Annotated in this window: 22 protein-coding genes; 14 read left to right on the forward strand and 8 right to left on the reverse strand. The window is 31.0% G+C overall.

Translation table 11 applies throughout. From position 1 onward, the window contains the following. Positions 1 to 35: 35 nt before the first annotated feature. From recN to EV195_RS06200, 5 genes are all read left to right on the forward strand, one after another. Positions 36 to 1,688, forward strand: a complete 1,653-nt coding sequence (gene recN, locus EV195_RS06180) for a DNA repair protein RecN (RefSeq protein ID WP_132794022.1) — start codon at positions 36 to 38, stop codon at positions 1,686 to 1,688. 5 nt (positions 1,689 to 1,693) lie between these two features. Next, positions 1,694 to 2,209 carry a hypothetical protein gene (locus EV195_RS06185; RefSeq protein ID WP_132794024.1) on the forward strand — a complete coding sequence of 172 codons (516 nt, stop codon included), beginning with the start codon at positions 1,694 to 1,696 and terminating at the stop codon, positions 2,207 to 2,209. Between the two features lie 18 nt (positions 2,210 to 2,227). Then, a complete protein-coding gene (locus EV195_RS06190; RefSeq protein WP_132794026.1) occupies positions 2,228 to 3,040 on the forward strand; it encodes an enoyl-ACP reductase FabI in 813 nt (270 codons plus the stop codon). 73 nt (positions 3,041 to 3,113) lie between these two features. Next, positions 3,114 to 3,893, forward strand: a complete 780-nt coding sequence (locus tag EV195_RS06195) for a DUF3050 domain-containing protein (RefSeq protein WP_132794028.1) — start codon at positions 3,114 to 3,116, stop codon at positions 3,891 to 3,893. Then, complete coding sequence (locus EV195_RS06200; RefSeq protein ID WP_132794030.1) at positions 3,894 to 4,850, forward strand: glycosyltransferase; 957 nt, start codon at positions 3,894 to 3,896, stop codon at positions 4,848 to 4,850. 152 nt (positions 4,851 to 5,002) lie between these two features. Here EV195_RS06200 and EV195_RS06205 read toward each other — a convergent pair whose 3' ends face one another. Both EV195_RS06205 and EV195_RS06210 read right to left on the reverse strand, forming a co-directional pair. After that, positions 5,003 to 5,719 (reverse strand): copper homeostasis protein CutC, encoded by a 717-nt coding sequence (locus EV195_RS06205; protein ID WP_132794032.1) that lies wholly within the window; start codon positions 5,717 to 5,719, stop codon positions 5,003 to 5,005. Further along, a complete protein-coding gene (locus tag EV195_RS06210; RefSeq protein ID WP_132794034.1) occupies positions 5,719 to 7,980 on the reverse strand; it encodes a beta-N-acetylhexosaminidase in 2,262 nt (753 codons plus the stop codon). The genes EV195_RS06205 and EV195_RS06210 overlap by 1 nt, the downstream gene beginning before the upstream one ends. A 41-nt stretch (positions 7,981 to 8,021) precedes the next feature. On the opposite strand from EV195_RS06210, the gene EV195_RS06215 reads away from it, so the two are divergent. From EV195_RS06215 to EV195_RS06225, 3 genes are read left to right on the forward strand one after another with little or no spacing between them, the layout of a single operon-like run. Continuing rightward, positions 8,022 to 10,946 carry a GH92 family glycosyl hydrolase gene (locus EV195_RS06215; protein WP_132794036.1) on the forward strand — a complete coding sequence of 975 codons (2,925 nt, stop codon included), beginning with the start codon at positions 8,022 to 8,024 and terminating at the stop codon, positions 10,944 to 10,946. A 4-nt stretch (positions 10,947 to 10,950) separates the two neighbouring features. Beyond that, a complete protein-coding gene (locus EV195_RS06220; protein ID WP_132794038.1) occupies positions 10,951 to 11,961 on the forward strand; it encodes a N(4)-(beta-N-acetylglucosaminyl)-L-asparaginase in 1,011 nt (336 codons plus the stop codon). A 5-nt stretch (positions 11,962 to 11,966) separates the two neighbouring features. Further along, the gene (locus EV195_RS06225; protein ID WP_132794040.1) at positions 11,967 to 13,292 is read left to right on the forward strand and encodes a sugar MFS transporter; all 1,326 of its coding nucleotides are present in this window, start codon (positions 11,967 to 11,969) and stop codon (positions 13,290 to 13,292) included. A 52-nt stretch (positions 13,293 to 13,344) separates the two neighbouring features. Here EV195_RS06225 and arsC read toward each other — a convergent pair whose 3' ends face one another. Both arsC and prfB read right to left on the reverse strand, forming a co-directional pair. Then, on the reverse strand, positions 13,345 to 13,686 hold the full coding sequence (arsC, locus tag EV195_RS06230) for an arsenate reductase (glutaredoxin) (protein ID WP_132794042.1): 342 nt from the start codon (positions 13,684 to 13,686) through the stop codon (positions 13,345 to 13,347). A gap of 59 nt (positions 13,687 to 13,745) precedes the next feature. Beyond that, positions 13,746 to 14,840 carry a peptide chain release factor 2 gene (gene prfB / locus EV195_RS06235; protein ID WP_132794044.1) on the reverse strand — a complete coding sequence of 365 codons (1,095 nt, stop codon included), beginning with the start codon at positions 14,838 to 14,840 and terminating at the stop codon, positions 13,746 to 13,748. A 35-nt stretch (positions 14,841 to 14,875) separates the two neighbouring features. Here prfB and EV195_RS06240 point away from each other — a divergent pair, with 35 nt between their 5' ends. After that, positions 14,876 to 15,895, forward strand: coding sequence for a threonine aldolase family protein (locus EV195_RS06240; RefSeq protein WP_132794046.1), 1,020 nt, complete (start codon positions 14,876 to 14,878; stop codon positions 15,893 to 15,895). Here EV195_RS06240 and EV195_RS06245 read toward each other — a convergent pair. Genes EV195_RS06245 through EV195_RS06255 form a run of 3 tightly spaced genes read right to left on the reverse strand, consistent with a single transcriptional unit; the run spans position 15,892 to position 17,531 of the window. After that, the gene (locus EV195_RS06245; protein WP_243693079.1) at positions 15,892 to 16,389 is read right to left on the reverse strand and encodes a hypothetical protein; all 498 of its coding nucleotides are present in this window, start codon (positions 16,387 to 16,389) and stop codon (positions 15,892 to 15,894) included. The two genes, EV195_RS06240 and EV195_RS06245, sit on opposite strands and share 4 nt — an antisense overlap. Then, entirely contained in the window at positions 16,386 to 17,030 is a 645-nt protein-coding gene (locus tag EV195_RS06250; RefSeq protein WP_132794048.1) for a hypothetical protein, read from the reverse strand. The genes EV195_RS06245 and EV195_RS06250 overlap by 4 nt, the downstream gene beginning before the upstream one ends. A 6-nt stretch (positions 17,031 to 17,036) precedes the next feature. After that, positions 17,037 to 17,531, reverse strand: a complete 495-nt coding sequence (locus tag EV195_RS06255; RefSeq protein WP_132794050.1) for an RNA polymerase sigma factor — start codon at positions 17,529 to 17,531, stop codon at positions 17,037 to 17,039. A 122-nt stretch (positions 17,532 to 17,653) separates the two neighbouring features. Between EV195_RS06255 and EV195_RS06260 the strand changes: the two genes are divergently transcribed. The 5 genes from EV195_RS06260 (at position 17,654) to EV195_RS06280 (ending at position 22,072) form a co-directional block, all read left to right on the forward strand. Beyond that, positions 17,654 to 18,547 (forward strand): MerR family transcriptional regulator, encoded by an 894-nt coding sequence (locus tag EV195_RS06260; protein WP_207899772.1) that lies wholly within the window; start codon positions 17,654 to 17,656, stop codon positions 18,545 to 18,547. Between the two features lie 81 nt (positions 18,548 to 18,628). After that, a complete protein-coding gene (locus EV195_RS06265; protein WP_132794054.1) occupies positions 18,629 to 20,098 on the forward strand; it encodes a phytoene desaturase family protein in 1,470 nt (489 codons plus the stop codon). Beyond that, the gene (locus tag EV195_RS06270; RefSeq protein ID WP_132794056.1) at positions 20,095 to 20,937 is read left to right on the forward strand and encodes a phytoene/squalene synthase family protein; all 843 of its coding nucleotides are present in this window, start codon (positions 20,095 to 20,097) and stop codon (positions 20,935 to 20,937) included. The genes EV195_RS06265 and EV195_RS06270 overlap by 4 nt, the downstream gene beginning before the upstream one ends. Then, a complete protein-coding gene (locus EV195_RS06275) occupies positions 20,937 to 21,389 on the forward strand; it encodes a sterol desaturase family protein (RefSeq protein WP_243693080.1) in 453 nt (150 codons plus the stop codon). The genes EV195_RS06270 and EV195_RS06275 overlap by 1 nt, the downstream gene beginning before the upstream one ends. Then, on the forward strand, positions 21,389 to 22,072 hold the full coding sequence (locus EV195_RS06280) for a lycopene cyclase domain-containing protein (RefSeq protein ID WP_132794058.1): 684 nt from the start codon (positions 21,389 to 21,391) through the stop codon (positions 22,070 to 22,072). Before EV195_RS06275 ends, EV195_RS06280 begins: the two co-directional genes overlap by 1 nt. Here the strand turns inward: EV195_RS06280 and EV195_RS06285 are convergent. Next, positions 22,069 to 23,004, reverse strand: a complete 936-nt coding sequence (locus EV195_RS06285) for a TolB family protein (protein ID WP_165915693.1) — start codon at positions 23,002 to 23,004, stop codon at positions 22,069 to 22,071. The genes EV195_RS06280 and EV195_RS06285 overlap by 4 nt on opposite strands. Positions 23,005 to 23,025 lie beyond the last annotated feature (21 nt).

Consider the following 23,025-nt stretch of genomic DNA (forward strand, 5'->3'; position numbering starts at 1 on the left):
AATTCCTTATTTTTACGGGCTATAAAAGATAGCTTTTGTTACATCATTTAACCATACAAAATTATGCACTAATAGATGAGTTATCTATCAGTTTTTCTGATGGTTTATCTATTATTACTGGAGAAACAGGTTCTGGAAAATCAATACTTTTAGGAGCTTTAGGATTAGTCCTTGGAAATAGGGCCGATTTAAGTTCGTTGAAAGAAAGTGATTCAAAATGTATTATTGAAGCTGATTTTGATTTGTCTTCTTATGCATTAAAAGATTTTTTTGAAGAAAATGATCTTGATTATGAAGAGAAAACTATCATTAGAAGAGAAATTTTACCTTCAGGTAAATCAAGAGCTTTCGTGAATGATTCACCAGTTGTTTTAAGTGTGTTAAGTGAATTAAAATCGAAGTTAGTAGATATTCACTCACAACATCAAACACTTCAACTCTCTGATACGTTATTTCAATTTTCTGTAATTGATGCAATTGCTAAGAATGATAAACGTGTAGCCTCGTATAAAAGAGGATTAAAAAAGTATAATTCACTTGTTAAAGAGCTTCGTTTATTAAAAGAAAATCAAGAACAAGAGAATCAACAATACGAATATAATTTACATTTATTCAAAGAGTTAGAAGAAGCTGATTTAAAAGAGAATGAACAAGAAGATTTAGAAGCTAAATTAGATGTTTTAAATAATGTAGAAGATATTAAAACTAGTCTCTCTGAAGCTTTACAGATTACGATTAACGAAGAAGTTGGTGTTCAAAATTTGTTATACTCTTTAGAACATGCATTAGAAAAAATCAGCACATTTTCTAAAGAATATGAAGATTTACATTCAAGAGTTTCTAGTATAAAGATAGAGCTTGATGATATTGCTGTAGAATTGGAGAAATCAAATGAAAATGTAGAATTCAATCCAAATGAGTTAGAAATAGTTAATGAACGATTACAGCTTATCTATTCTTTACAGAAGAAACATCAAGTTGCTACATTGGAAGAATTATTACAAATTCATGAACAGCTAGCAGAAAAAGTAGAAGGTGTTGAAAATGCTTCTGAAGTTATTGATAAAAAGCAGCAAGAAGTTAATGAGGTAGCGGTTAAACTTGATGAAGTAGCTTCCTTAATTACAACAGAAAGAAGCAAAGCAATTCCTAAGTTAACAAAAGAGTTGGAGTTTCTTCTTGCAGAGTTAGGTATGCCAAATGCACGTTTTTCTATTGAAATTTCTCCGTCAGAGAGTTATTTAAGTAATGGTAAAGACGAATTAGCATTTTTATTCTCAGCGAATAAAGGAGGGAACTTTGGAGAATTAAAGAAAGTAGCTTCTGGAGGAGAATTGTCAAGAATCATGTTGTCAATTAAAAAAATCCTTTCAGAAAATAGTAAGCTACCAACCATAATTTTTGATGAAATTGATACTGGAGTTTCTGGAGAAGTTTCAAATAAAATAGCTACCATAATGGAGCAAATGAGTAAGTATATGCAAGTAATAGCCATTACACATTTACCTCAAATAGCTTCAAAAGGAAAGTCGCACTTTAAGGTGTTTAAAGAAGATAAAAATGGTAAAACAGCATCTAATTTAAAATTACTTTCAACCGATGAAAGAGTTGCTGAAATAGCCGAAATGCTTAGTGGTAAAGAAATATCAGAAAGCGCATTAATACATGCAAAAGAACTATTAAATTAAGGAGTATGAGTGATAATAGAGCAGAGGATTTATTCTTCGAAGCAGATCAATTGATCGAAGAAAATAAGATAGTTGAAGCTAAAGAAATGTTATTAGAATTATTAGATGAGTTTCCAGATTACGGAAGAGCTCACAATCATTTAGGGTGGTTGTATAATTTAAAGTATAACAATTTTCCTAAAGCAAAAAGACATTTAGAATTGGCGATTAAATTCGCGCCAGATTACCATGCTGCCTACAGTAATTATGCATATTTACTAATAGATATGTATCTTAATGATGAAATGATTACTTTTGGCAACAAAGTAGTACAAAGTTCTGTTGTAGATAAGTCAACTATTTATAATAAAATGGGACAAGCATATGAATTAAAAAAAGATTTAATGAATGCTCATAAGTATTATAAATTAGCAGTTCAAGAGACTTTAAACAACAAAACGTTAGAATCAATTTATGCGTCAATAAATAGAGTAAAACGTAAAATGAGTTTTATTCAACGCTTAAAATTAATTAACCAATAGGAAAATAAACACTAAAACATGTATAACTTATTAAAAGGTAAGAAAGGAATTATTTTCGGAGCTTTAGATCAAAATTCAATTGCTTGGAAAGTTGCAGAAAGAGCTCACGAAGAAGGAGCTGAGTTTGTATTAACTAATGCACCAATTGCACTTAGAATGGGGCAATTAAATGAATTAGCTGAGAAAACTGGATCGCAAGTGATTCCTGCCGATGCTACTTCTATGGAAGATTTAACAAGTTTAGTTGAAAAATCTATGGAAATTTTAGGAGGAAAATTAGATTTTGTTTTGCATTCAATTGGAATGTCTGTAAACGTTCGTAAAGGAAAGCACTATACAGATCCTAACTACGATTTTACAACTAAAGGCTGGGACGTTTCTGCTGTATCTTTTCATAAAACAATGAATGTTTTATATAACAAACAAGCAATGAACGAGTGGGGAAGTATTGTAGCATTAACCTATATGGCTGCACAAAGAGTTTTCCCAGATTACAACGATATGGCAGACAATAAAGCATATTTAGAGTCTATTGCGCGTAGTTTTGGATATTTCTTCGGAAGAGATCATAAAGTTCGTGTAAATACAATTTCACAATCGCCAACGGTAACAACTGCAGGTAGCGGAGTAAAAGGATTCGATGGATTCTTAGCATATGCAGAAAAAATGTCTCCGTTAGGAAATGCAACTGCTTTAGAGTGCGCAGATTATACAATTTCATTGTTTTCTGATTTAACTAAAAAAGTAACATTACAAAACTTATTCCACGATGGAGGATTCTCTAACATGGGTGTGAGTGATGCAGTAATGGAAAGATTTACAGAAGAATAAATTTTTCTTATTAAAAGAATCAAAATACAAGAATGCAAATCTTTAGATTTGCATTTTTTATTAGGTATAATTTATGAGCAAAATATCTTTCATAGAAAAAGAGTTAGAAGGTTTACGATTAACGTTAAGAGAGCACGAGCTTTACGCTTCTTTAAAGAATATTGATGATGTAAAAGTCTTTATGGAATCTCATGTATTTGCAGTTTGGGATTTTATGTCGCTTCTAAAAGCGTTACAACGTGAATTAACTTGTGTAAGTTTACCTTGGTTTCCAAAGGTTAATACTAAAACAGCTCGTTTTATTAACGAAATAGTTTTAGGAGAAGAGACTGATGTAAATGAATTAGGAGAACCTAAAAGTCATTTTGAAATGTATGTTGATGCAATGAAACAAGTGGGAGCGAATACCTCTTTAATTGCTAACTTCATTTCAGAAGTGTATGATGGAAATGATATTAAAGAGGCTCTTAAAAAGAGTAATGTTAATGAGGGTGTTTTAGACTTTGTGTCTTTTACTTTTGAAGTGATTCAAACAAAAGAATCTCATTTAATTGCATCTGTTTTTACGTTCGGTCGTGAAGATTTAATTCCAGATATGTTTTTAGAAATTGTTAAAAACACTGAAGAAGAAAGTAATGCTAACTACAGTAAATTAACCTATTACTTAAAGAGGCATATTGAATTAGATGGAGATGAACACGGACCATTATCACTTGAAATGATAGAGGAATTATGTGGGGATGACCAACAAAAATGGGAAGATGTGTTATTTTATGCTAAAAAAGCTTTAAAAATGAGAGTTCATCTTTGGAACGGAATTACCAAAGAAATTAATGAATCTGTCCTAGTATAAATGAATTTATCCTTTTCCATAATTGTACCGGTTTATAATCGACCAAAAGAAATTGATGAGTTACTTTATAGTTTAACGAAACAAGACTTCGGAGATGATTATGAGGTTTTAATTGTGGAAGATGGATCAGATATTTCATCTGAAGATATTATTAAAAAATACGCTTCAAACCTACATTTAAAATATTACTATAAAGAGAACTCTGGAGCTGGAATGTCACGTAATTTCGGAATGGAAAGAGCTACAGGGAACTACTTTATTATTTTAGATTCTGATGTTATTTTACCAACTACTTATTTAAGTAGTGTAAAAAATGCTTTAATACATAATTTTACGGATGCTTTCGGAGGACCTGATAAAGCACATGAGAGTTTTACTCCATTGCAGAAAGCTATTAATTATTCTATGACTTCTGTTTTTACTACAGGAGGAATTCGTGGCAAGAAAAAAAGTGTAGGGAAGTTTCAGCCAAGAAGTTTCAATATGGGAATTTCTAAAGAAGCTTTTAAAAAAACAAAAGGTTTCAATCATTATAAAGTAGGAGAGGACATTGATTTATCTTTTCGATTATGGAGCGAAGGATACGACACACAGTTAATTACTGAAGCTTATGTCTATCACAAAAGAAGAACAAGTATCAAACAATTTTTTAAGCAAACCTTTTCTTTTGGAACAGCACGCCCAGAATTGAATAGAAGATTTCCAAGTACAAAGAAAATTACCTATTGGTTTCCATCTTTATTTATTGTAGGTTTAGATATATTCTTAGTCTTAGCGTTGTTTGGTTACTGGCAATTTTTATTGTGTTATGTAGCTTATTTTGTTGTTTTGTTCCTAGACTCTTTACTACAGAATAAAAGTTTTAAAGTTGCTTATTTAAGTATTGTAACTACTCTCACTCAATTTTATGGTTACGGATTAGGTTTTTTAAAATCGTACTTTTTTAAGAGTTCTTAATGATTTTTAAATGTAAATAAATCTGAACGATACGTCATTACGAGGAGGAGGTAACGACGAAGTAATCTTACTTTTGATTTGCAGATTGCTTCATTTCGTTATACTTCATTCGCAATGACGGTAAAATATCTCTGCAGTAATCACATTTTTGATTAATAAGAATTTTGTGAAGAAGTTATAACGTTTAAAATCCTCTTTATTTCTTCTGAGTCAGAAACTGTTTGAGTAATTCCATCGAAGCTTAAAGCGGAACTTTCTTCAATTTTACTAGAAGCTGAAGCATGAACTTCAGTAAAACCTGCTTTTTTGAATTCATAAACATTATTAGAATTTATTCCAGAACCAGGTAGAATGATAATCTGATGACCAAATTGTTGATTTAATTCTTTCAATAAAGAAATACCTTCTAACGCTTTGTTTTGTTGACCAGAAGTTAATACTCGATTAACTTTTAACTCAATTAATTTCTTAATTCCGTCAATTGGATTCGTAATCAAATCAAAAGCTCGGTGAAAAGTAAAAGGAAGCGGATAAGTTAAAGAAATCAATTCTTCAGTTCGTTCTATATCGATTGTATTATCTTTTCTTAAAACACCTGAAACAATCCCATTCACTGCTAATGATTTACATTTTACAATGTCTTGTTTCATTATTTCAAATTCATCCTCAGAGTACACAAAGTTTCCACTCCTAGGTCGAATTAACACAAAGGTTTCTATGGTTAATTCAGAAGTTACTTTTTGTATCAATCCGTATGAAGGTGTTATACCTCCTAAACTTAATTCTGAACATAATTCTATTCGATGAGCTCCAGCTTTTTCTGCATTAAAAGCCGATTGATATGAATTTGCACAAACTTCTAATTTCATTATTCAATAATTATTTCATCAATAAATGTCCAAGCATTAAAGCCTCCACCTTGTCTTCCTTCCGGAATAATTCCGTAGTTGGGAATTTCTATTTGTATCGTTTTAGTTTCTATAGCATCGAAATTAGTAGTAAAGTTTACTAGCAAGCTATCATTTTTAATTTCGTACTTATGTTTTGCTTTATTGTCAAATACTATATTAATATTTTCAGGAGCGTAAATCCATTGTCCGTTTCCATTATGAAAACGCATTTTGATACTGTTTATAGACGTTAAAGTGTCTAAATCAATGGTGATTTTTACATCGTCTCCAGAGAAACCAAGCCATTCTTTATCACCATATCGTTTATCACTACCAGAAATTCCATTAATTAAAGCTTGTTTTCCTCCAGCGTTGTAAGATCGATGTGGCTCAACATTTAAACTAATTTTTTTACCAACTGCTTTGTGTAATTTAACTTTTGTTGTAAATAAGGAACTTACTTGTTTTTCAGTATCAAAACTCGCTGCTTTAATATGGGTAGTTTTATCAATTAGAATCGGAGTTTTATACACATCTGAAGTAATAGATGGAGTTGTTCCATCTAAAGTATATCTAATAACAGATTTCTTTGAAGCTGACTCTAAAGAATACACAAGTTCATCATTTTCATTTTTAGATAAATCCCCTTCGATTTCATGTAAATGATTTGCAAAGTTGACTTTTTTACTTTTTAATTGTTCATGGAAAATTTCAAGTCTGTTTTCAAAGTTTTCAAAATTTCTATGTTCGGGTTTAGACCAAAGAACTTCGGCTAAAGCTACTGCTCTAGGAAAAGCCATATATTCAACTTTTTCAGGAGTTTTTATGTACTCAGTCCAAATATTTCCCTGAGCTCCTAAAACATATTTAGATTCTTCTTGGGTTAGTTCTTCTGGAATAGGATTAAAACTATAAACTTTCTCTAGAGGCAAAAAACCACCAATGGCTAAAGGTTCGTTTTCATTTTCAGATTGATAATAATCGAAATAGCAATGAGATAAAGGAGTTAAAATTACATTATGATGTTCTTTTGCTGCTTTAACTGCACCTTCTGTTCCTCGCCAAGACATAACCGTAGCATTTGGAGCTAAACCTCCTTCTAAAATTTCATCCCAACCAATAATTTGTTTTCCTTTAGAATTGATGTATTTTTCCATTCTCTTGATGAAATAGCTTTGCAAACCATGTTCGTCTTTTAAGTTTTTTTCTTTGATTAATTCTTGACAAAAAGTCGAGTTTTTCCAATTCGTTTTAGGAGTTTCATCTCCTCCAATATGAATGTATTTTCCAGGAAATAATTCAATTACTTCATCTATTACATCTTCCAAAAATTTAAAAGTTGTTTCCGAAGGACAATATACTTCGCTAAAAACGCCCCATTTTTTAGCAACTTCAACTTTTTCTCCAGTGCATCCCAATTTTGGATACGCAGCAATGGCAGCTTGAGAATGTCCAGGCATTTCTATTTCAGGAATGATTTCAACAAAACGTTCAGAAGCATATTTCACAATCTCTTTTATTTCTTCTTGGGTATAATAACCTCCATATCTTTTACCATCAAATTTCTGTGGTTGATCATTATAATGTCCAATAAGTGTTTCATCTCTAAATGCTGCAATTTCTTGTAGCTTAGGATATTTCTTTATTTCAATTCTCCAACCTTGATCTTCAGTTAAATGCCAATGAAAAGTATTGTATTTCAATGAGGCAATAACGTCAATGTATTTTTTAATGAATGATACAGAAAACATATGTCTAGCAACGTCTAAATGCATTCCTCGATAAGCAAATTCAGGCTTATCTTTAATTTCTAAACATTGTATCGCAATTTCTTTTGAATCATTTTTTGTTGGTACTAATTGTAGTAAAGTTTGTACTCCATAAAAAGCACCTTTAGCTGTCTTAGACTTTATTTGAATGTTATTTTCTGTAATTGACAAATGATATTCTTCATCGTTTTTAATTTCGTTATCAATCAAAAAAGTAATAGTATTCGTCTCGTTATTAGCGTTTGGTTTTATGTTAAGATTTGTTGCTACATACGTATTAAAATAATTGATTACTATTGATACCTCAGAATCTCCTGTAACATGAGTTCCACTTGAAAAAACAAATGAACCTTTTTTAACTTCTTGATACTCTGGTATAGGAATAATAGCCGGTTGAATTGCTTTCTTAGATTCTTTTGTACATTGAATACATAGTAATAAAAACGGAATGAAGTATTTTAAAATTTTCATTTTAGTATATTAGGGAACTTAAAAATAAGAATCTAAACCAAATGAAGCTTAAAACAATACTCCTTTTCTTAATAGGATTATTACTGTATAGTTGTAAAAAAGGAACAATTACTCCCGCAAAAATCACAAAACCTTTAATTTCATATGTGAATCCGTTTATTGGAACAGGTGGCCATGGACATACCTATCCTGGTGCAACAATGCCTTTTGGGATGATGCAATTAAGTCCAGATACTCGTTTGGATGGATGGGATGGTTGTTCTGGGTATCATTATTCTGATGAATATATCTACGGATTTTCTCATACGCATTTAAGTGGAACTGGAGTTTCAGATTATGGAGATATCTTATTAATGCCTACGAATGATATTGTTTTTAATAATGGAGCAGATGGCAAAGAAGGTTATCGATCAAAGTTTTCTCATGAAAAAGAAGTTGCAGAAGCAGGTTATTATAAAGTCCATTTAGATGATACAAATATTGATGTTGAATTAACCGTTTCTGAACGAAGTGGAATGCACCGATATAATTTTCCAAAAGGCTCTAAACAAATTATAATTTTAGATTTAGAGCATCGAGATGAAGTATTAGATTCAAAAGTGACTGTTAATTCTAAGAATACCATTTCTGGATATAGAAAATCAAAAGCATGGGCAACTAATCAAAATTTATTTTATGATATTCATTTTAGCCAACCATTTGAAAAAGTAACTTTTTTAGATGATGCTCAAAGTGGTAAGAAAGTAAAAGCGGCTTTTGATTTTGGTATTTCTAAGGGGATTGCAATGGAAATTACTATTGGAATTTCAGCCGTTGATGAAAAAGGAGCACAAAATAATTGGCAACAAGAGATTAGCAATAAATCATTTCAAGAAGTATATATTGATGCACAAGATATTTGGGAGAAGCAGTTAAGAAAAATTGTAGTAGAGAGCGATAATGATGATTATAAAACGAATTTCTACACCAGCATGTATCATGCAATGATTGCTCCCAATATATATCAAGATGTTGATGGTAGATATAGAGGAATGGATTTAGAAATTCATCAAACTAAAGATTTCGATTATTATACCGTTTTTTCTCTTTGGGACACATACAGAGCTACACATCCTTTATATACTATTATTGAACAAAAACGAACGAATGATTTTATCAATACATTTTTAGCAAAGTATGAGGAAGGTGGAATTATGCCAATTTGGGATTTATCTGCAAATTATACAGGTTGTATGATTGGTTATCATGCTGTTCCTGTAATAGCTGATGCGTATTTAAAAGGAATTCAAGGATATGACGCAGAAAAAGCATTACAAGCCATGAAACATTCTGCAACTCGTGATAAGTTGGGATTAAAATCATATAAAAGTCTTGGTTATATTCCTGTAGAGAAAGAAAGTGAATCGGTTTCTAAAACCTTAGAATATGCCTATGATGATTGGACGATTGCTCAAATGGCAAAAGCAATTAATAAGCCTGCGGATTATAAAACGTATATAAAAAGAGCTCAGAATTATAAGAATATTTTTGATCCGAAATCTCAATTTATGAGAGGTCGTTTTAGAAATACTTGGTTTGCTCCGTTTGATTCTTACGAAGTAAACTTTAATTACACAGAAGCAAATGCATGGCAGTATAGTAATTATGTTCCTCAAGATATTTCTGGCTACATAAAGTTACTAGGAGGGAAGTTGGTTTTAGAAAAGAATTTGGATACGCTATTTAAAGCTGAAGCAGAGACCTCAGGTCGTCATCAAGCAGATATCACGGGATTAATTGGTCAGTATGCGCATGGAAACGAACCTAGTCATCACATGGCTTATTTGTACAATTTTGTGGGAAAACCTCATAAAACTCAAGAAAAGATTCAGCAAATTTTAACGGAACAATATACAAATTCTCCAGATGGAATTTCAGGAAACGAAGATTGCGGACAAATGAGTGCTTGGTATATTTTTAGTTCTTTAGGGTTTTATCCCGTAACTCCAGGTTCAAATCAATATATCATTGGAAAACCATTGTTTAATAAAGCTTCTTTTAATCTTGAGAATGGAAAAGTATTTACTGTTCAAGCCAAGAATCTGAGCGATAAAAATGTGTATATAAAAGAAGCTTTTCTAAATGGAAAGTCATTGAATAGGACTTACATTACTCATGAAGAAATTGTCAATGGAGGCACTATAGTTTTTGAGATGATCGATACTCCTTCAGATTGGGGAACGAAAGAAGAAGAACATCCAGTTACAAGTATAAATGAATATTTAATTGTTCCAGCTCCATTTATAGAAAAAGGAGAAGTAGCTTTTAAAGGAAGTACGCAGGTTGTTTTAGCGAATGTAGAGAAACATGTACTAACTTATTATTCATTAAATGGAAGTGCATACCAAGAATATAAAAATCCTTTTACAATTGAAGAAAAGTCGACGCTACAAGTTTATTCTCAAAGGGGGGAAATTAAAAGTTCGATTATAACTACCGATTTCTATAAAATTGATCCGAATATAAAAATCGAATTAAAAACAAAGTATGCGAATCAATACAATGCTGGTGGAAATAACGCTTTAATTGATGGAATTCTAGGAACAGAAGATTTTAGAACAGGTACATGGCAAGGATACTGGAATGAAGATGTGGAAGCAATTGTTGATTTTGGAAGGCGGAAACAAATTTCCAGTGTTGAAATAAATTTTTTACGCGATCAGCGAAGTTGGATTTTCCTACCTACTGATGTTGAAATCTATTATTCCAACAACGGAAAATCATTCCGAAAAATTAAAGAATGGAAAGCACCAAAGCCATTTCAGACAGATGAAGTTAAGATTAATAAAGTGCAAGTGAATCAGCGTTTATTTGCTCGTTACATAAAAATCAAAGCCAAAAAATTAGGAGAATTACCAAAATGGCATTTAGGCTATCCACACGATGGACGTTCATGGATTTTTGTTGATGAAATAATGATAAAATAATAGGATGAAAGGCAGAAAATTTATAAAAAGTATACCAGCAATTAGTCTAAGTTTGCTCTCGTTGCTAACTATATACAATTGTGTCAGCAAGAAAGAAGAGTCAAGTGCTGAAGAAAAAAAGGAGAAAGTTCAGTCACAAATTACTACAATAGCTATTGGAACTTGGAATTTTCCTGACGCGATTAATGCGGCGGCAGAAGTCCTCAAAAATGGTGGTTCTGCGTTAGATGCAGTAGTTGAAGGTTGTAAAAAGGAGGAAGCAAATCCGAAGAATCAAACTGTTGGAATTGGAGGTTTACCAGATAGAGATGGAGATGTTACGCTAGATGCTTGTGTAATGAATGAGAAAGGTGATTATGGAGCTGTAGTTGGAGTGAAAAACATAAAGCATGTAATTTCTTTGGCTAGAAAGGTAATGGAAGAAACGCCTCACGCAATTTTGGCTGGAGAAGGAGCAGAGAAATTTGCATTAACTAACGGTTTTGTTAAGGAGGATTTATTAACGGAAGATTCCAAGAAAGCATGGGAAGATTGGAAAGTGAAATCAGAATACAAACCAATTATAAACATTGAAAACCACGATACGATTGGAATGTTAGCTTTGGATGCTGAAGGAAATATTTCTGGAGCTTGTACAACAAGTGGATTGGCTTATAAAATGGCAGGTAGAATTGGAGATTCACCTATAATTGGCTCTGGTTTGTATGTTGATAATGAAGTTGGAGGTGCAGTTGCTACTGGATTAGGAGAGGAAGTGTTAAAAACAGTTGGTAGCTTTTTAATTGTTGAGTTAATGCGACAAGGGAAATCGCCACAAGAAGCTTGTGAAGAGGCTATTAAAAGAATTGTAAGTAGACCAAATAGTAATTATAAAGATTTTCAAGTGTGTTATATTGCATTAAACAAAAAAGGTGAAGTAGGAAGTTATTCAATTCACGAATGGTTTAGCTATAACATGTTTAAAAATGGAGAGACAAAAAATATTCAATCAGATTTTTATTTAAAGACCAAATAATTCATATGACAACAACCAATAAATCGTATAAAACGGCTTTTGTTTTCTTAACCTCTTTATTCTTCTTATGGGGATTTATTACCGTATTAGTAGATTCTTTAATTCCTAGATTAAAAGAAGTATTTACATTATCTTATTTTCAAGCAGGACTAGTTCAGTTTGCTTTTTTTGGTGCTTATTTTTTATTATCAATTCCTGCAGGGAATATTCTTGCTAGAATAGGTTATAAGCGCGGAATTGTATTAGGACTAATAACAATGGCTTTGGGTTGCCTATTGTTTTATCCAGCTGCTTCCTATCGTATTTTTGGTGTTTTTATGTTGGCTTATTTTGTGTTGGCTGGAGGAATGACAATTCTTCAAGTTGCAGCAAATCCTTATGTAGCAGTTTTAGGTTCTGAAGATGGCGCTAGTAGTCGATTGAATTTATCTCAGGCTTTTAATTCTTTAGGAACAACAATAGCACCAGCAATTGGAGCAATGTTAATTTTAAGTGATAAAGTTAAAACTCAAGAAGAAATTGCAAGTTTGGCAAGCGCTGAAAAAGAAGCATATTATATTTCTGAAGCATCAGCAGTACAAACACCTTTTTTAAGTATTGCTTTTTTTGTAGTGTTGTTGGCCGTCATATTTGTTTTTGTAAAGCTCCCTAAAGTAATGGAAAAAGTTCCCAATGAAGGCTATAAGACGTTATTAAGCAAAAAGTCTTTAGTAATGGGAGTAATTGCCATTTTTGTGTATGTTGGAGCTGAGGTAGCTATTGGTAGTTATTTGGTAAATTATTTTATGGATATGAATTTAGCGCCTTTAATTTCTTCAAATGAAACTATGATGTCTATTGCTAATACAATTGCTACCTTATTTAATAAATCATTTACAGATTCAGATCCAAAATCTTTATTAGGTGTATTTGTTGTTTTTTATTGGGGAGGAGCAATGATTGGTCGTTTTATTGGCGCTTACTTAACAAAAATATTATCACCAGTAAGAGTATTAGGACTTTTTGCATCTTTAGCTATCTTAATGATTATTATTTCTGTAGCAACAACAGGTTTAGCTTCTATGTGGGCAATTTTAGCAGTTGGATTATTTAACTCTATTATGTTCCCGACAATTTTCTCTTTAAGTTTAGAAGGTTTAGAAGATCTTAAACCACAAGCTTCAGGTGTTTTATGTACAGCTATTTTTGGAGGAGCTGTTATTCCTCCGTTATACGGAATGTTAGTGGATAGTTTAGGTTTTAAATTAGCTTTTGTATTGATTATGATGTGTTATATCTACATTTATTATTATGGAAGAACAAAAACAAAAAGTCAGTTAGAGGAAGTATAAAAAGTATTTGAAATACATAAAAAAAGCTCGCCTTTAGCGAGCTTTTTAATTTCTACAAAATATCATTGATGCTTTCAGGAGGTCTACCAATAACAGCTTTTTTATTGTTTACTACTATTGGTCTTTCAATTAGTTTAGGATTTTCAACCATAGCTTTAATAATCTCTTGATCGCTTAATTCTTTTCCTTTGTAATCTTCTTTCCAGGTTTTTTCATTTTTTCTTACCAGTTCTATTGGAGAGATATTAAGAAGCGTTATAAGTTCAGATAATTCCTTTTCATCTAAAGTTTCGTCTAAATACTTAACAACTGTAAATTCTTTTCCGCTTTCTTCTATAATAGCTAAACCTTGTCTAGATTTAGAACATCTTGGATTGTGGTATATTTTTATCATGTTTTTTTATTATAAATTTTATCTTTAGACTTTAGACTTTAGACTTTAGACTTTAGACTTTAGATTTCTTTCTGCCCCATCATCATTAAGTAAGCCTTTAAAAACGGATTAATATTTCCATCCATAACAGCATCAACATTACCAGTTTCATGAGCTGTCCTAACGTCTTTAACAAGTTTGTAAGGGTGCATTACATAATTTCTAATTTGGCTTCCCCATTCATTTTTCATTTTGTTAGCTTCAATATCAGCTCGAGCGGCTTGTCTTTTTTGAAGTTCAATCTCATATAATTGAGATTTTAACATTTGTAATGCAGTAGCTCTGTTATCATGCTGTGATCTTGAATTAGAACACTGAATTTGGATTCCAGTAGGTTTATGAACTAACTGTACTTTAGTCTCAACTTTATTTACATTTTGTCCTCCAGCACCGCTAGATCTGGCTGTTGTAATTTCAATGTCTGCTGGATTGATTTCAATTTCAATAGAATCGTCCGCAACAGGATATACATATACTGATGAAAAAGAGGTATGTCTTTTAGCATTGCTATCAAAAGGAGAGATTCTAACCAATCTGTGTACACCGTTTTCACCTTTTAGCCAACCAAAAGCATAATCACCGTCAAATTCTAACGTAACTGTTTTTATTCCAGCAACATCACCTTCTTGGAAGTTTAACGTTTTTACTTTAAATCCTTGTTTTTCAGCCCACATAGTGTACATACGCGTGAGCATTTCTGTCCAGTCACAACTTTCAGTTCCACCAGCTCCAGCTGTAATTTGAATCACTGCGCTTAAACTATCTCCTTCTTCAGAAAGCATGTTTTTAAACTCAATATCTTCTAAAAAAGAATTTGTCTTTTCGTATTGTTCATTAATTTCACTTTCTTCAACATCACCTTCTTTATAAAAATCATATAAAACGTTTAAGTCTTCACTCATGGCTAGAACTTCATTGTAATCATTCACCCATTTTTTCTTTAAACGTAACGATTTCATTAAGCTTTCAGCTTCTTTTGGGTTATTCCAAAAATCAGGATCAGCAGTTTTCTCTTCCTCGTTAGAAATTTCAATTAATTTCTTGTCAATCTCTAAATAACCTTTTAACTTGGCAACGCGTTCAGCGATATTTTTTAGCTGTTCATGTGTAATCATATTTGCAAAAATACACTTTAAAAACATACTTAAAAATGGAAATAAACTTAATAAGCGATACAGTTACAAAACCTACTGAGGGAATGTTAAAAGCAATGATGAATGCTAAAGTAGGAGATGATGTTTTTAAGGGAGATCCAACAGTTAATATGTTACAAGAAAAAGTAGCAGATATGTTTGGTATGGAAGATGCTTTGTTTTTTCCATCTGGAACAATGGCAAACCAAACAGCTATTAAGTTACACACACAACCAGGAGATAAATTATTTTGCGATAAATGGGCACATGTTTATAATTATGAAGGTGGAGGAGCAGCGTTTAATGCTGGTGTTACTTGTACATTAATTGATGGAAACAGAGGAATGTTTACAGCAGAGCAGTTACGATATGCTGCTGAAGGAAGATCAGATATACATGTTCCTTATTCTAGATTAGTTTGTATTGAGAACACTACCAATAAAGGCGGAGGTGCTTGTTGGGATTTTGAAGAGTTAAAGAAGATTGAACAAGTTTCTCGTGAATTTAATTTAGCATATCATTTAGATGGAGCAAGATTGTTTAATGCGCTGGTTGCTAAGAATGAAACACCAAAGCAATACGGAGAGTTGTTTGATACCATTTCAATTTGTTTATCAAAAGGTTTAGGAGCACCAATAGGTTCTATTTTAGTGGGAAGTAAAGAGCATATGGAAAAAGCATTACGAATCAGAAAATTATTTGGTGGTGCAATGCGACAAGTTGGGTATTTAGCTGAAGCGGCAAATTATGCATTAGATAATCATGTTAATAGATTGGCAGAGGATCACCAGAAAGCTAAAGAAATAGAAACAGTTTTAGGCGACCTTCACTTTGTAAAAAAAGTTGAACCTGTTGAAACTAATATTATCATTTTTTATGTAAACGATACTATCAATCCGATGGAGTTTATTGAGGTAATGAGAAGCAAAGGAATTTTAATGATCTCAATGGGGGAAGGTAAAATACGCATAGTTACCCATCTTGATTATACAGACTCAATGCATAAAAAGCTTTTAACAGAGTTAAAAAATTTCTAAAAGAAGATTCTTACGATAGGTGATAAGGCAGATGCATAGATGCTTTCGTTAGTATTGTATAAAACATCATATCGTAAACCAATTACAAAATTATTTGAAATTTGATATGCCGCACCAAAATACAAAGCGGGGTAATTATAGCTTTCACGGAAATCTCCAAATGAACTATTTACAAATAATTGTTCGTATTCAGCAGAAAGCTGAATTTCATATATAGGATTTACTAAACCAAGAAGTCCACTACTAAAAACATTGGATTTTACATCATTTCTTTTGGCATATTGATATCCTAAATTAACACCCATAGCAAAAGTTTCGTTGAATTCGTAAATGGAAGAAGGAAATATGGCTACATTGGATGTATTATTACCAAAACCAACGCCAAAACTACCACCAAATCGTACCTTGTCCCAGAATTTTGAATCATTAGCTTCTTGACTAATTCCAGTGAAAGCAATTGATAGAAAAATAAGTAAAAATACTTTTTTCATCATTCATCCAGTTTAGCTAAATCTTTGTAATTCTTATTTAGCTTACGAAGTAAAATTCCGTATAATAAGTAATAAAACAAGACTAAACATCCAATCATTAATAATATGACAATAGTTTGAGATATTAAAAATGCTGTTACTAGTTCTGAACTATCAGCAAATTTTCCAGCTTCATTTGGCATTAGCATTTCAATACCATTTGGAGTATTAAGAATAATAATATTGAAAATAATCATTAATAAAACACCTCCAATAATGTTATAGTACATATAATACTTAACTGTTTTACGAGTTTTAATAATTTTACTCATTAAACTCTTGGTGTTATCAGTAGTATTAATCGAAGTGAAATTTTTGTAAAATAGATATAAGAAAACAATAACAACTACAAGATTAAAATAATAGGTGTAGTTGAGCAATGTTAGCATGTTTAACTCTTCATAGATATCCAAATATTTAGTTTTAGATATCATGATGTTTAAAACACTCCATAGAACAAATTCCATCAGCCCAATAATAAAAATCCATTTTACAATCGACGAAGATCGTAACTTAGTCATTCTATAAATATCAACTTTTGATACTTTTTGATCATCCTCAGGCTGGTTTTCCCAAGCTTTTTTATACTTATCTAATAAATCCATACGTGTTTATGGGTTTAATACTTTTTTTAATTTATCCTTTGCTCTGTTCATTTTAACACGAGCATTCACTTCACTTATTCCCAACGTTTCTGAGATATCTTTATACGATTTATCTTCTAAATAAAGAAACACTAGAGCTTTGTCAATATCATTTAACTTCTGAATTGCATTGTATAATGCTTTCAGTTGTTTTTCTTCTGTATCATCATAATCAACAGACTTAATTTTATAGGCTATGTCTGATATGTCTTGAGTTTTTACAGATTTAGTAGATTTTCGGTATAAAGAAATAGCTGTATTTAATGCAACTCTATACATCCAAGTACTAAACTTCGCATCACCTCTAAATTTGGAATAATTTTTCCAAACTTGAATAGTTATCTCCTGAAACAAATCATTATGATCATTCGAATTTGTAGTATAAATTCTACAAATTTTATGAACTATATTCTGATTTGATTCAAAATCATTTAAAAACTTGTCTTCAAGACTATCTGACACAATTTCCTCTAGTTAGTTTAAACAATAAGTAGGTCGAATATATAAAATGTTACATATTAACGCTCAAAATTTATCTAAAAGCTAAAAAATTAATATATTTGTTTAATAAAAGCCTTGTAACGTTGAACAATATAAAGACAGTTTTTACTATTAAAGACCTTGAGAACATATCTGGAATCAAGGCTCATACCATAAGAATATGGGAAAAGAGATATAATTTATTAGAGCCTAATAGGTCAGATACTAATATCCGTTATTATTCTTCCGAAAGTTTATTAAAATTATTGAATGTCGTTCTTCTTAATAAACATAATTATAAGATTTCTAAGATAGCAGAAATGTCTGAAGAGCAAATTGTTACTAATGCAAGAGAGCTAGCATTTAAATATGCTGTTAATGATGAGGCTATCAATGCGTTCAAAATGGCAATGTTTCAATTTGACAAAGTACTTTTTAATAATACTTATAATAAGCTATTACATAAGAAAACGTTTAGGCAGATTTTCAAAGAGGTATTTCTACCTTTTTTAAATCATATTGGTCTTCTATGGCAAACCAATACACTAATGCCAGCTCATGAACATTTTATTTCTAATTTAATTATTCAAAAAATTCAATTAAATACAGAAAAATTAGAATATGCTGCTACTAATGAAGATTACACTTATGTGTTGTTTTTACCAGATGGAGAAATTCATGAAATAGGATTAATGTATCTGAATTACGAATTGGTTTTAAGAGGTTGTCAAACCATTTATTTAGGACAAAGTTTACCGTTAGATAATTTAAACTACTTTTTTGAAGGAGAGCTTAAAGTTTGTTTTATAACATCTATGACAGTTAAACCTTATGATGATAAATTAGAAGACTATTTTTCTGAGATTGATGCTATCTTAAAAGGAACAGATCATAAACTCATAGCTATGGGGAAAAAAGCTGAGGAAGCTAAAAATTATAATTTTACATCAAATATTTTATTGTACCCTTCTGTTATTGAGATGTTAGAAGATTTTTAATTTTATTTTGTTTAAATATTAGTTAAAATAATTAAACAATTGGGTTTTTTTTTATACTTTTAAACAATAAAAATTAACCTTTTGAATAACAAAATATCTATAATTGGCTCAGGGTTTTCTTCACTTTCTGCCGCTTGTTACATGGCAAAAGCAGGTTACGAAGTAACGGTGTTTGAAAAAAATAATACGTTTGGCGGTAGAGCTAGTCAATACTTAAACAATGGTTTTACCTTTGATATGGGGCCTACTTGGTATTGGATGCCAGATGTCTTTGAAAAATTCTTTGCCGATTTTGGTAAAAAGCCTTCAGATTATTATCAATTAGAAAAACTAGACCCAGCCTATCAGGTTTACTTTGATACTTTGGATAGTATTACTATTCCTGGAAACTTTGAAGAAATTTGCGAGATATTTGAGCAAGAGGAGAAAGGAAGTTCAAAGCATTTGAAGAAGTTCATAAATGCAGCTAAACAAAATTATGATATTGCAGTTAAAGATATTGTTTACAGACCTGGCGTTTCTCCGTTAGAATTAATAACACCACAAACTGCAGTTCGTGTAAGTCAGTTTTTTTCTACTATTCGTAAGCAAGTACGAAAAAAGATTAAAAGTAAGAAGTTAATCCAAATTCTTGAATTTCCTGTATTGTTTCTAGGCGCTAAACCAAGTAATACACCTGCTTTTTATAATTTTATGAATTATGCAGACTTCGGCTTAGGTACTTGGCATCCAAAAGGAGGTATGTATAAAGTGGTAGAAGGAATGGTTACACTTGCTGAGCAATTGGGAGTAAATTTTGTAGCTAGTGCAAATGTTGAAGAGATTATTGTTGATAAAACTAGTAAAGTTGAAGCTATTATAATAAATGGTAAAAGATTAGAGACTGATTTAGTTTTAAGTGGTGCAGATTATGCTCACACAGAATCATTACTACCAGAAAACGTAAGACAATATTCTAAGGACTATTGGAATAAACGAGTTTTTGCACCTTCTTCATTACTTTTTTATGTAGGATTTGATAAAAAACTAAAAAATGTAGAACATCATACATTATTTTTTGATACCGATTTTGATGTTCATGCGGAGTCTATTTATGATACTATAACTTGGCCCGAAAAACCTCTTTTTTATGCAAGCTTTCCAAGTATAACTGATGGTTCGCTTGCACCAGAAGGTAAAGAAGCAGCAACTTTTTTAATTCCACTAGCACCTGGATTAGAAGATAATCAGGAACTTAGAGACAAATATTTTGATATCATTTTAGAAAGATTAGAAAAATTAACTGGACAAAATGTAAAAGAAAATATTATCTTTAAAGAGAGCTATTGTGTTAATGATTTTATTAAAGATTATAATTCTTTTAAAGGTAATGCATACGGATTAGCAAATATTTTAACACAAACAGCATTTTTGAGACCAAAAATAAAGAGCAAAAAAGTTAAGAACTTATATTTCACTGGTCAATTAACGGTTCCGGGACCTGGCGTGCCACCATCGTTAATTTCAGGAAAAATAGCATCAGATTTAATCCTAAAAACTTCCCTTTCATGAAAACTATTTTTGACAATGTTTCCTACAAATGCAGTAAGCTAGTAACTACAAGTTATAGCACCTCTTTTTCATTGGCTACACGCATGTTATCTAAATCAATTAGAGAGCATATTTATAATATATATGGTTTTGTTCGTTTTGCCGATGAAATCGTAGATACGTTTCACGATTACGATAAAGAAGGGTTATTGAACAGGTTTGAAAAAGATTATTATTTGTCTTTACATCAAGGAATTAGTTTAAATCCGATATTAAATTCTTTCATTCATACGGTAAAAGCTAATAATATTACAGATGATTTAGTCCAGGCTTTTTTAAGTAGCATGAGAGCAGACTTATCAAAAACTGAGTATAAAACACAAGAAGAGTATGACCAATATATTTATGGGTCTGCAGATGTAGTTGGATTAATGTGTCTTCGTGTTTTTGTTAAAGGTGATGAAGAAAAGTACAATAAATTGAAAGAAGCTGCAATGCGTTTAGGTTCAGCTTTTCAAAAGGTAAATTTTTTAAGAGATTTAAAGGATGATGTAGAGTTGTTGAATAGATCTTATTTTCCTAATGTAAATTTTCATCAATTAGATAATAAGTCCAAAGAAGAAATTGTAAAAGATATTGAAGCTGATTTTGAATTTGCTTTTTCTAATGGAATATTGCAATTACCTGTTGAAGCAAAGTTTGGTGTTTATATGGCGTACAGATATTACAGAAAACTATTAAATAAATTAAAAGCTACTCCATCATCAAAAATAATGGACACTAGAATTAGGATTTCTAATCCAATGAAGATAAATTTGTTGGCAAGAAGTTATGTAAAATATAAATTAAACCTTATTTAATGTTAGTATTCGCTTTAGTTACTTTAGGAACTTTTATTTTAATGGAAGGTGTAACTTGGTGTACACACAAATATGTTATGCATGGGTTTGGGTGGTATTTACATGAAGATCATCACCAACCAGGGTATCCTCACGTTTTTGAAAAGAATGATGCTTTTTTCGTTGTTTTTGCGATTCCAAGTATGTTGTTATTCTTTTTTGGTATTCGTCCAGAACTAAACTTTCTATTTTTTATAGGTTTAGGAATCTTGTTTTATGGTATTGCTTATTTCTTGATTCATGATGTACTGATTCATAGAAGATTTAAATGGTTTGATAAAACAGATAATTGGTACTTTAGAGCCTTGCGTAAAGCACATAAAATACACCATAAAAATATGGGTAAACACGAAAGTGAGTGTTTTGGAATGTTATATGTTCCTATGAGATATTTTAAAGAATATTTAAAATAGTGGAATACCTATACTTACTTCTCAATATAGGTTCAATAAGCATTCCTTTGTTGTATTCTTTTGAAAAGAATATGCGATTTATAAAACATTGGAAAGCTGTTTTATTATCTCTAACTATAGTTGCTACAGTATTTTTAATTTGGGATGCTATATTTACCAAAAATGGTGTGTGGGGTTTTAATCCAGATTATCATTTACCGTTTTTGCTATTTGGAATGCCGATAGAGGAGTGGTTATTTTTCTTCTGTATACCTTATGCAAGTATTTTTATTCATTATTCTTTAGCGTACTTTAAACCAAACTTACTGATTGCCAAAGATATTACAAAAGCAATTACAATTACCATTATCTGTGTGCTACTACCAATACTTTTTTTCAATTTTGATAGAGCCTATACTGCGGTAAATTATTCTTTTTTAATTGTTTTGTTAGGAGTAAGTCTTATTTATGGTTTAGAGTATTTACGACGTTTCTACATTGCTTTTTTAATCATTCTAATTCCGTTTTTTATCGTAAACGGTATTCTAACTGGAACAGGACTTGAAGAGCCTGTTGTTTGGTATAATAATGATGAAAACTTAGGAATTCGTTTATTAACCATTCCAATAGAAGATATTGGCTATGCCTTTACCATGTTATTTGGTAATGTATTTTTAATTGAGAAGTTTAAGAAAAAGGACTAGTTTCTTTTTAATTCTTTAATATCAATCTTAATCTTATATATCCTACTAAGACCGTTTATATAACTCTTTGCAAGTTCATTAAACTCTGATAAATTAGTAGCTTTTTTATTCTTTGTTTCGTCTCTTTTGCTTGTAAAATATAGGTTTTCAGAAACCTTATCATAAAAAGGAGAATACTCCATTCTATTTGAATTTATTTGGTTTCCTAAATTTTTTCGTTTTAAAAACTCACCGTTTTCATCTTTAAAACTGATGTATAAATCGCCACTTCCTAGACCGTCTTTAGCTCCGTAAACCGTATATAGTATGAAATCTTCATCAGGTGAAATAAAGGCATTAAATTCATATCCCTTACTGTTAATGTTTTCATTTAATTGGATTGGATGTTCGTAGGTCGTTCCGTTCCATTTTGAAAGAAGAATATCATCTTTACTTATTGTTGTAAATTTATCAGAAGTATAGTATAGATTTCCATTTTTACTTAAAGAAGGATAAAACTCGTTGTATTGAGTATTTATTGGACTTCCAACATTTTTTGGTTTAGACCAAGCTGAATCTATGGATGCACGTTCTACATACCAAATATCATAATCACCTTCTTCAGTAGTATTATCTTTTGGTCGATTAGATGAAAAATACAATCTTAAATTATCGGGAGTTAAAAAAGGTTCAATGTCTCTATGTTCTCCTGAAAACGAAACAATTTCAAAGTTTTTCCATTCATCTTTTACTTTTTCTGCCTTCACAATAGCTCCTTTCGTTTCATTCAAATTTTGAATAGTAAAATAAGCTTCTTTTTCATTATAAGAAATGGTAAAATCTCTACAACTTAAGAATTGCTTAAAAGATTCATCTACTGGAAGAACTTTATTTGTTTGGCTGTAACCTAAAAATGATACTAAAAAAATGTACCCAAAGAAAATAACTTTCATAAATAAAAGATTTTCTCCAAA

This window comes from Tenacibaculum skagerrakense (assembly GCF_004345825.1).
GTDB lineage: Bacteria > Bacteroidota > Bacteroidia > Flavobacteriales > Flavobacteriaceae > Polaribacter > Polaribacter skagerrakensis.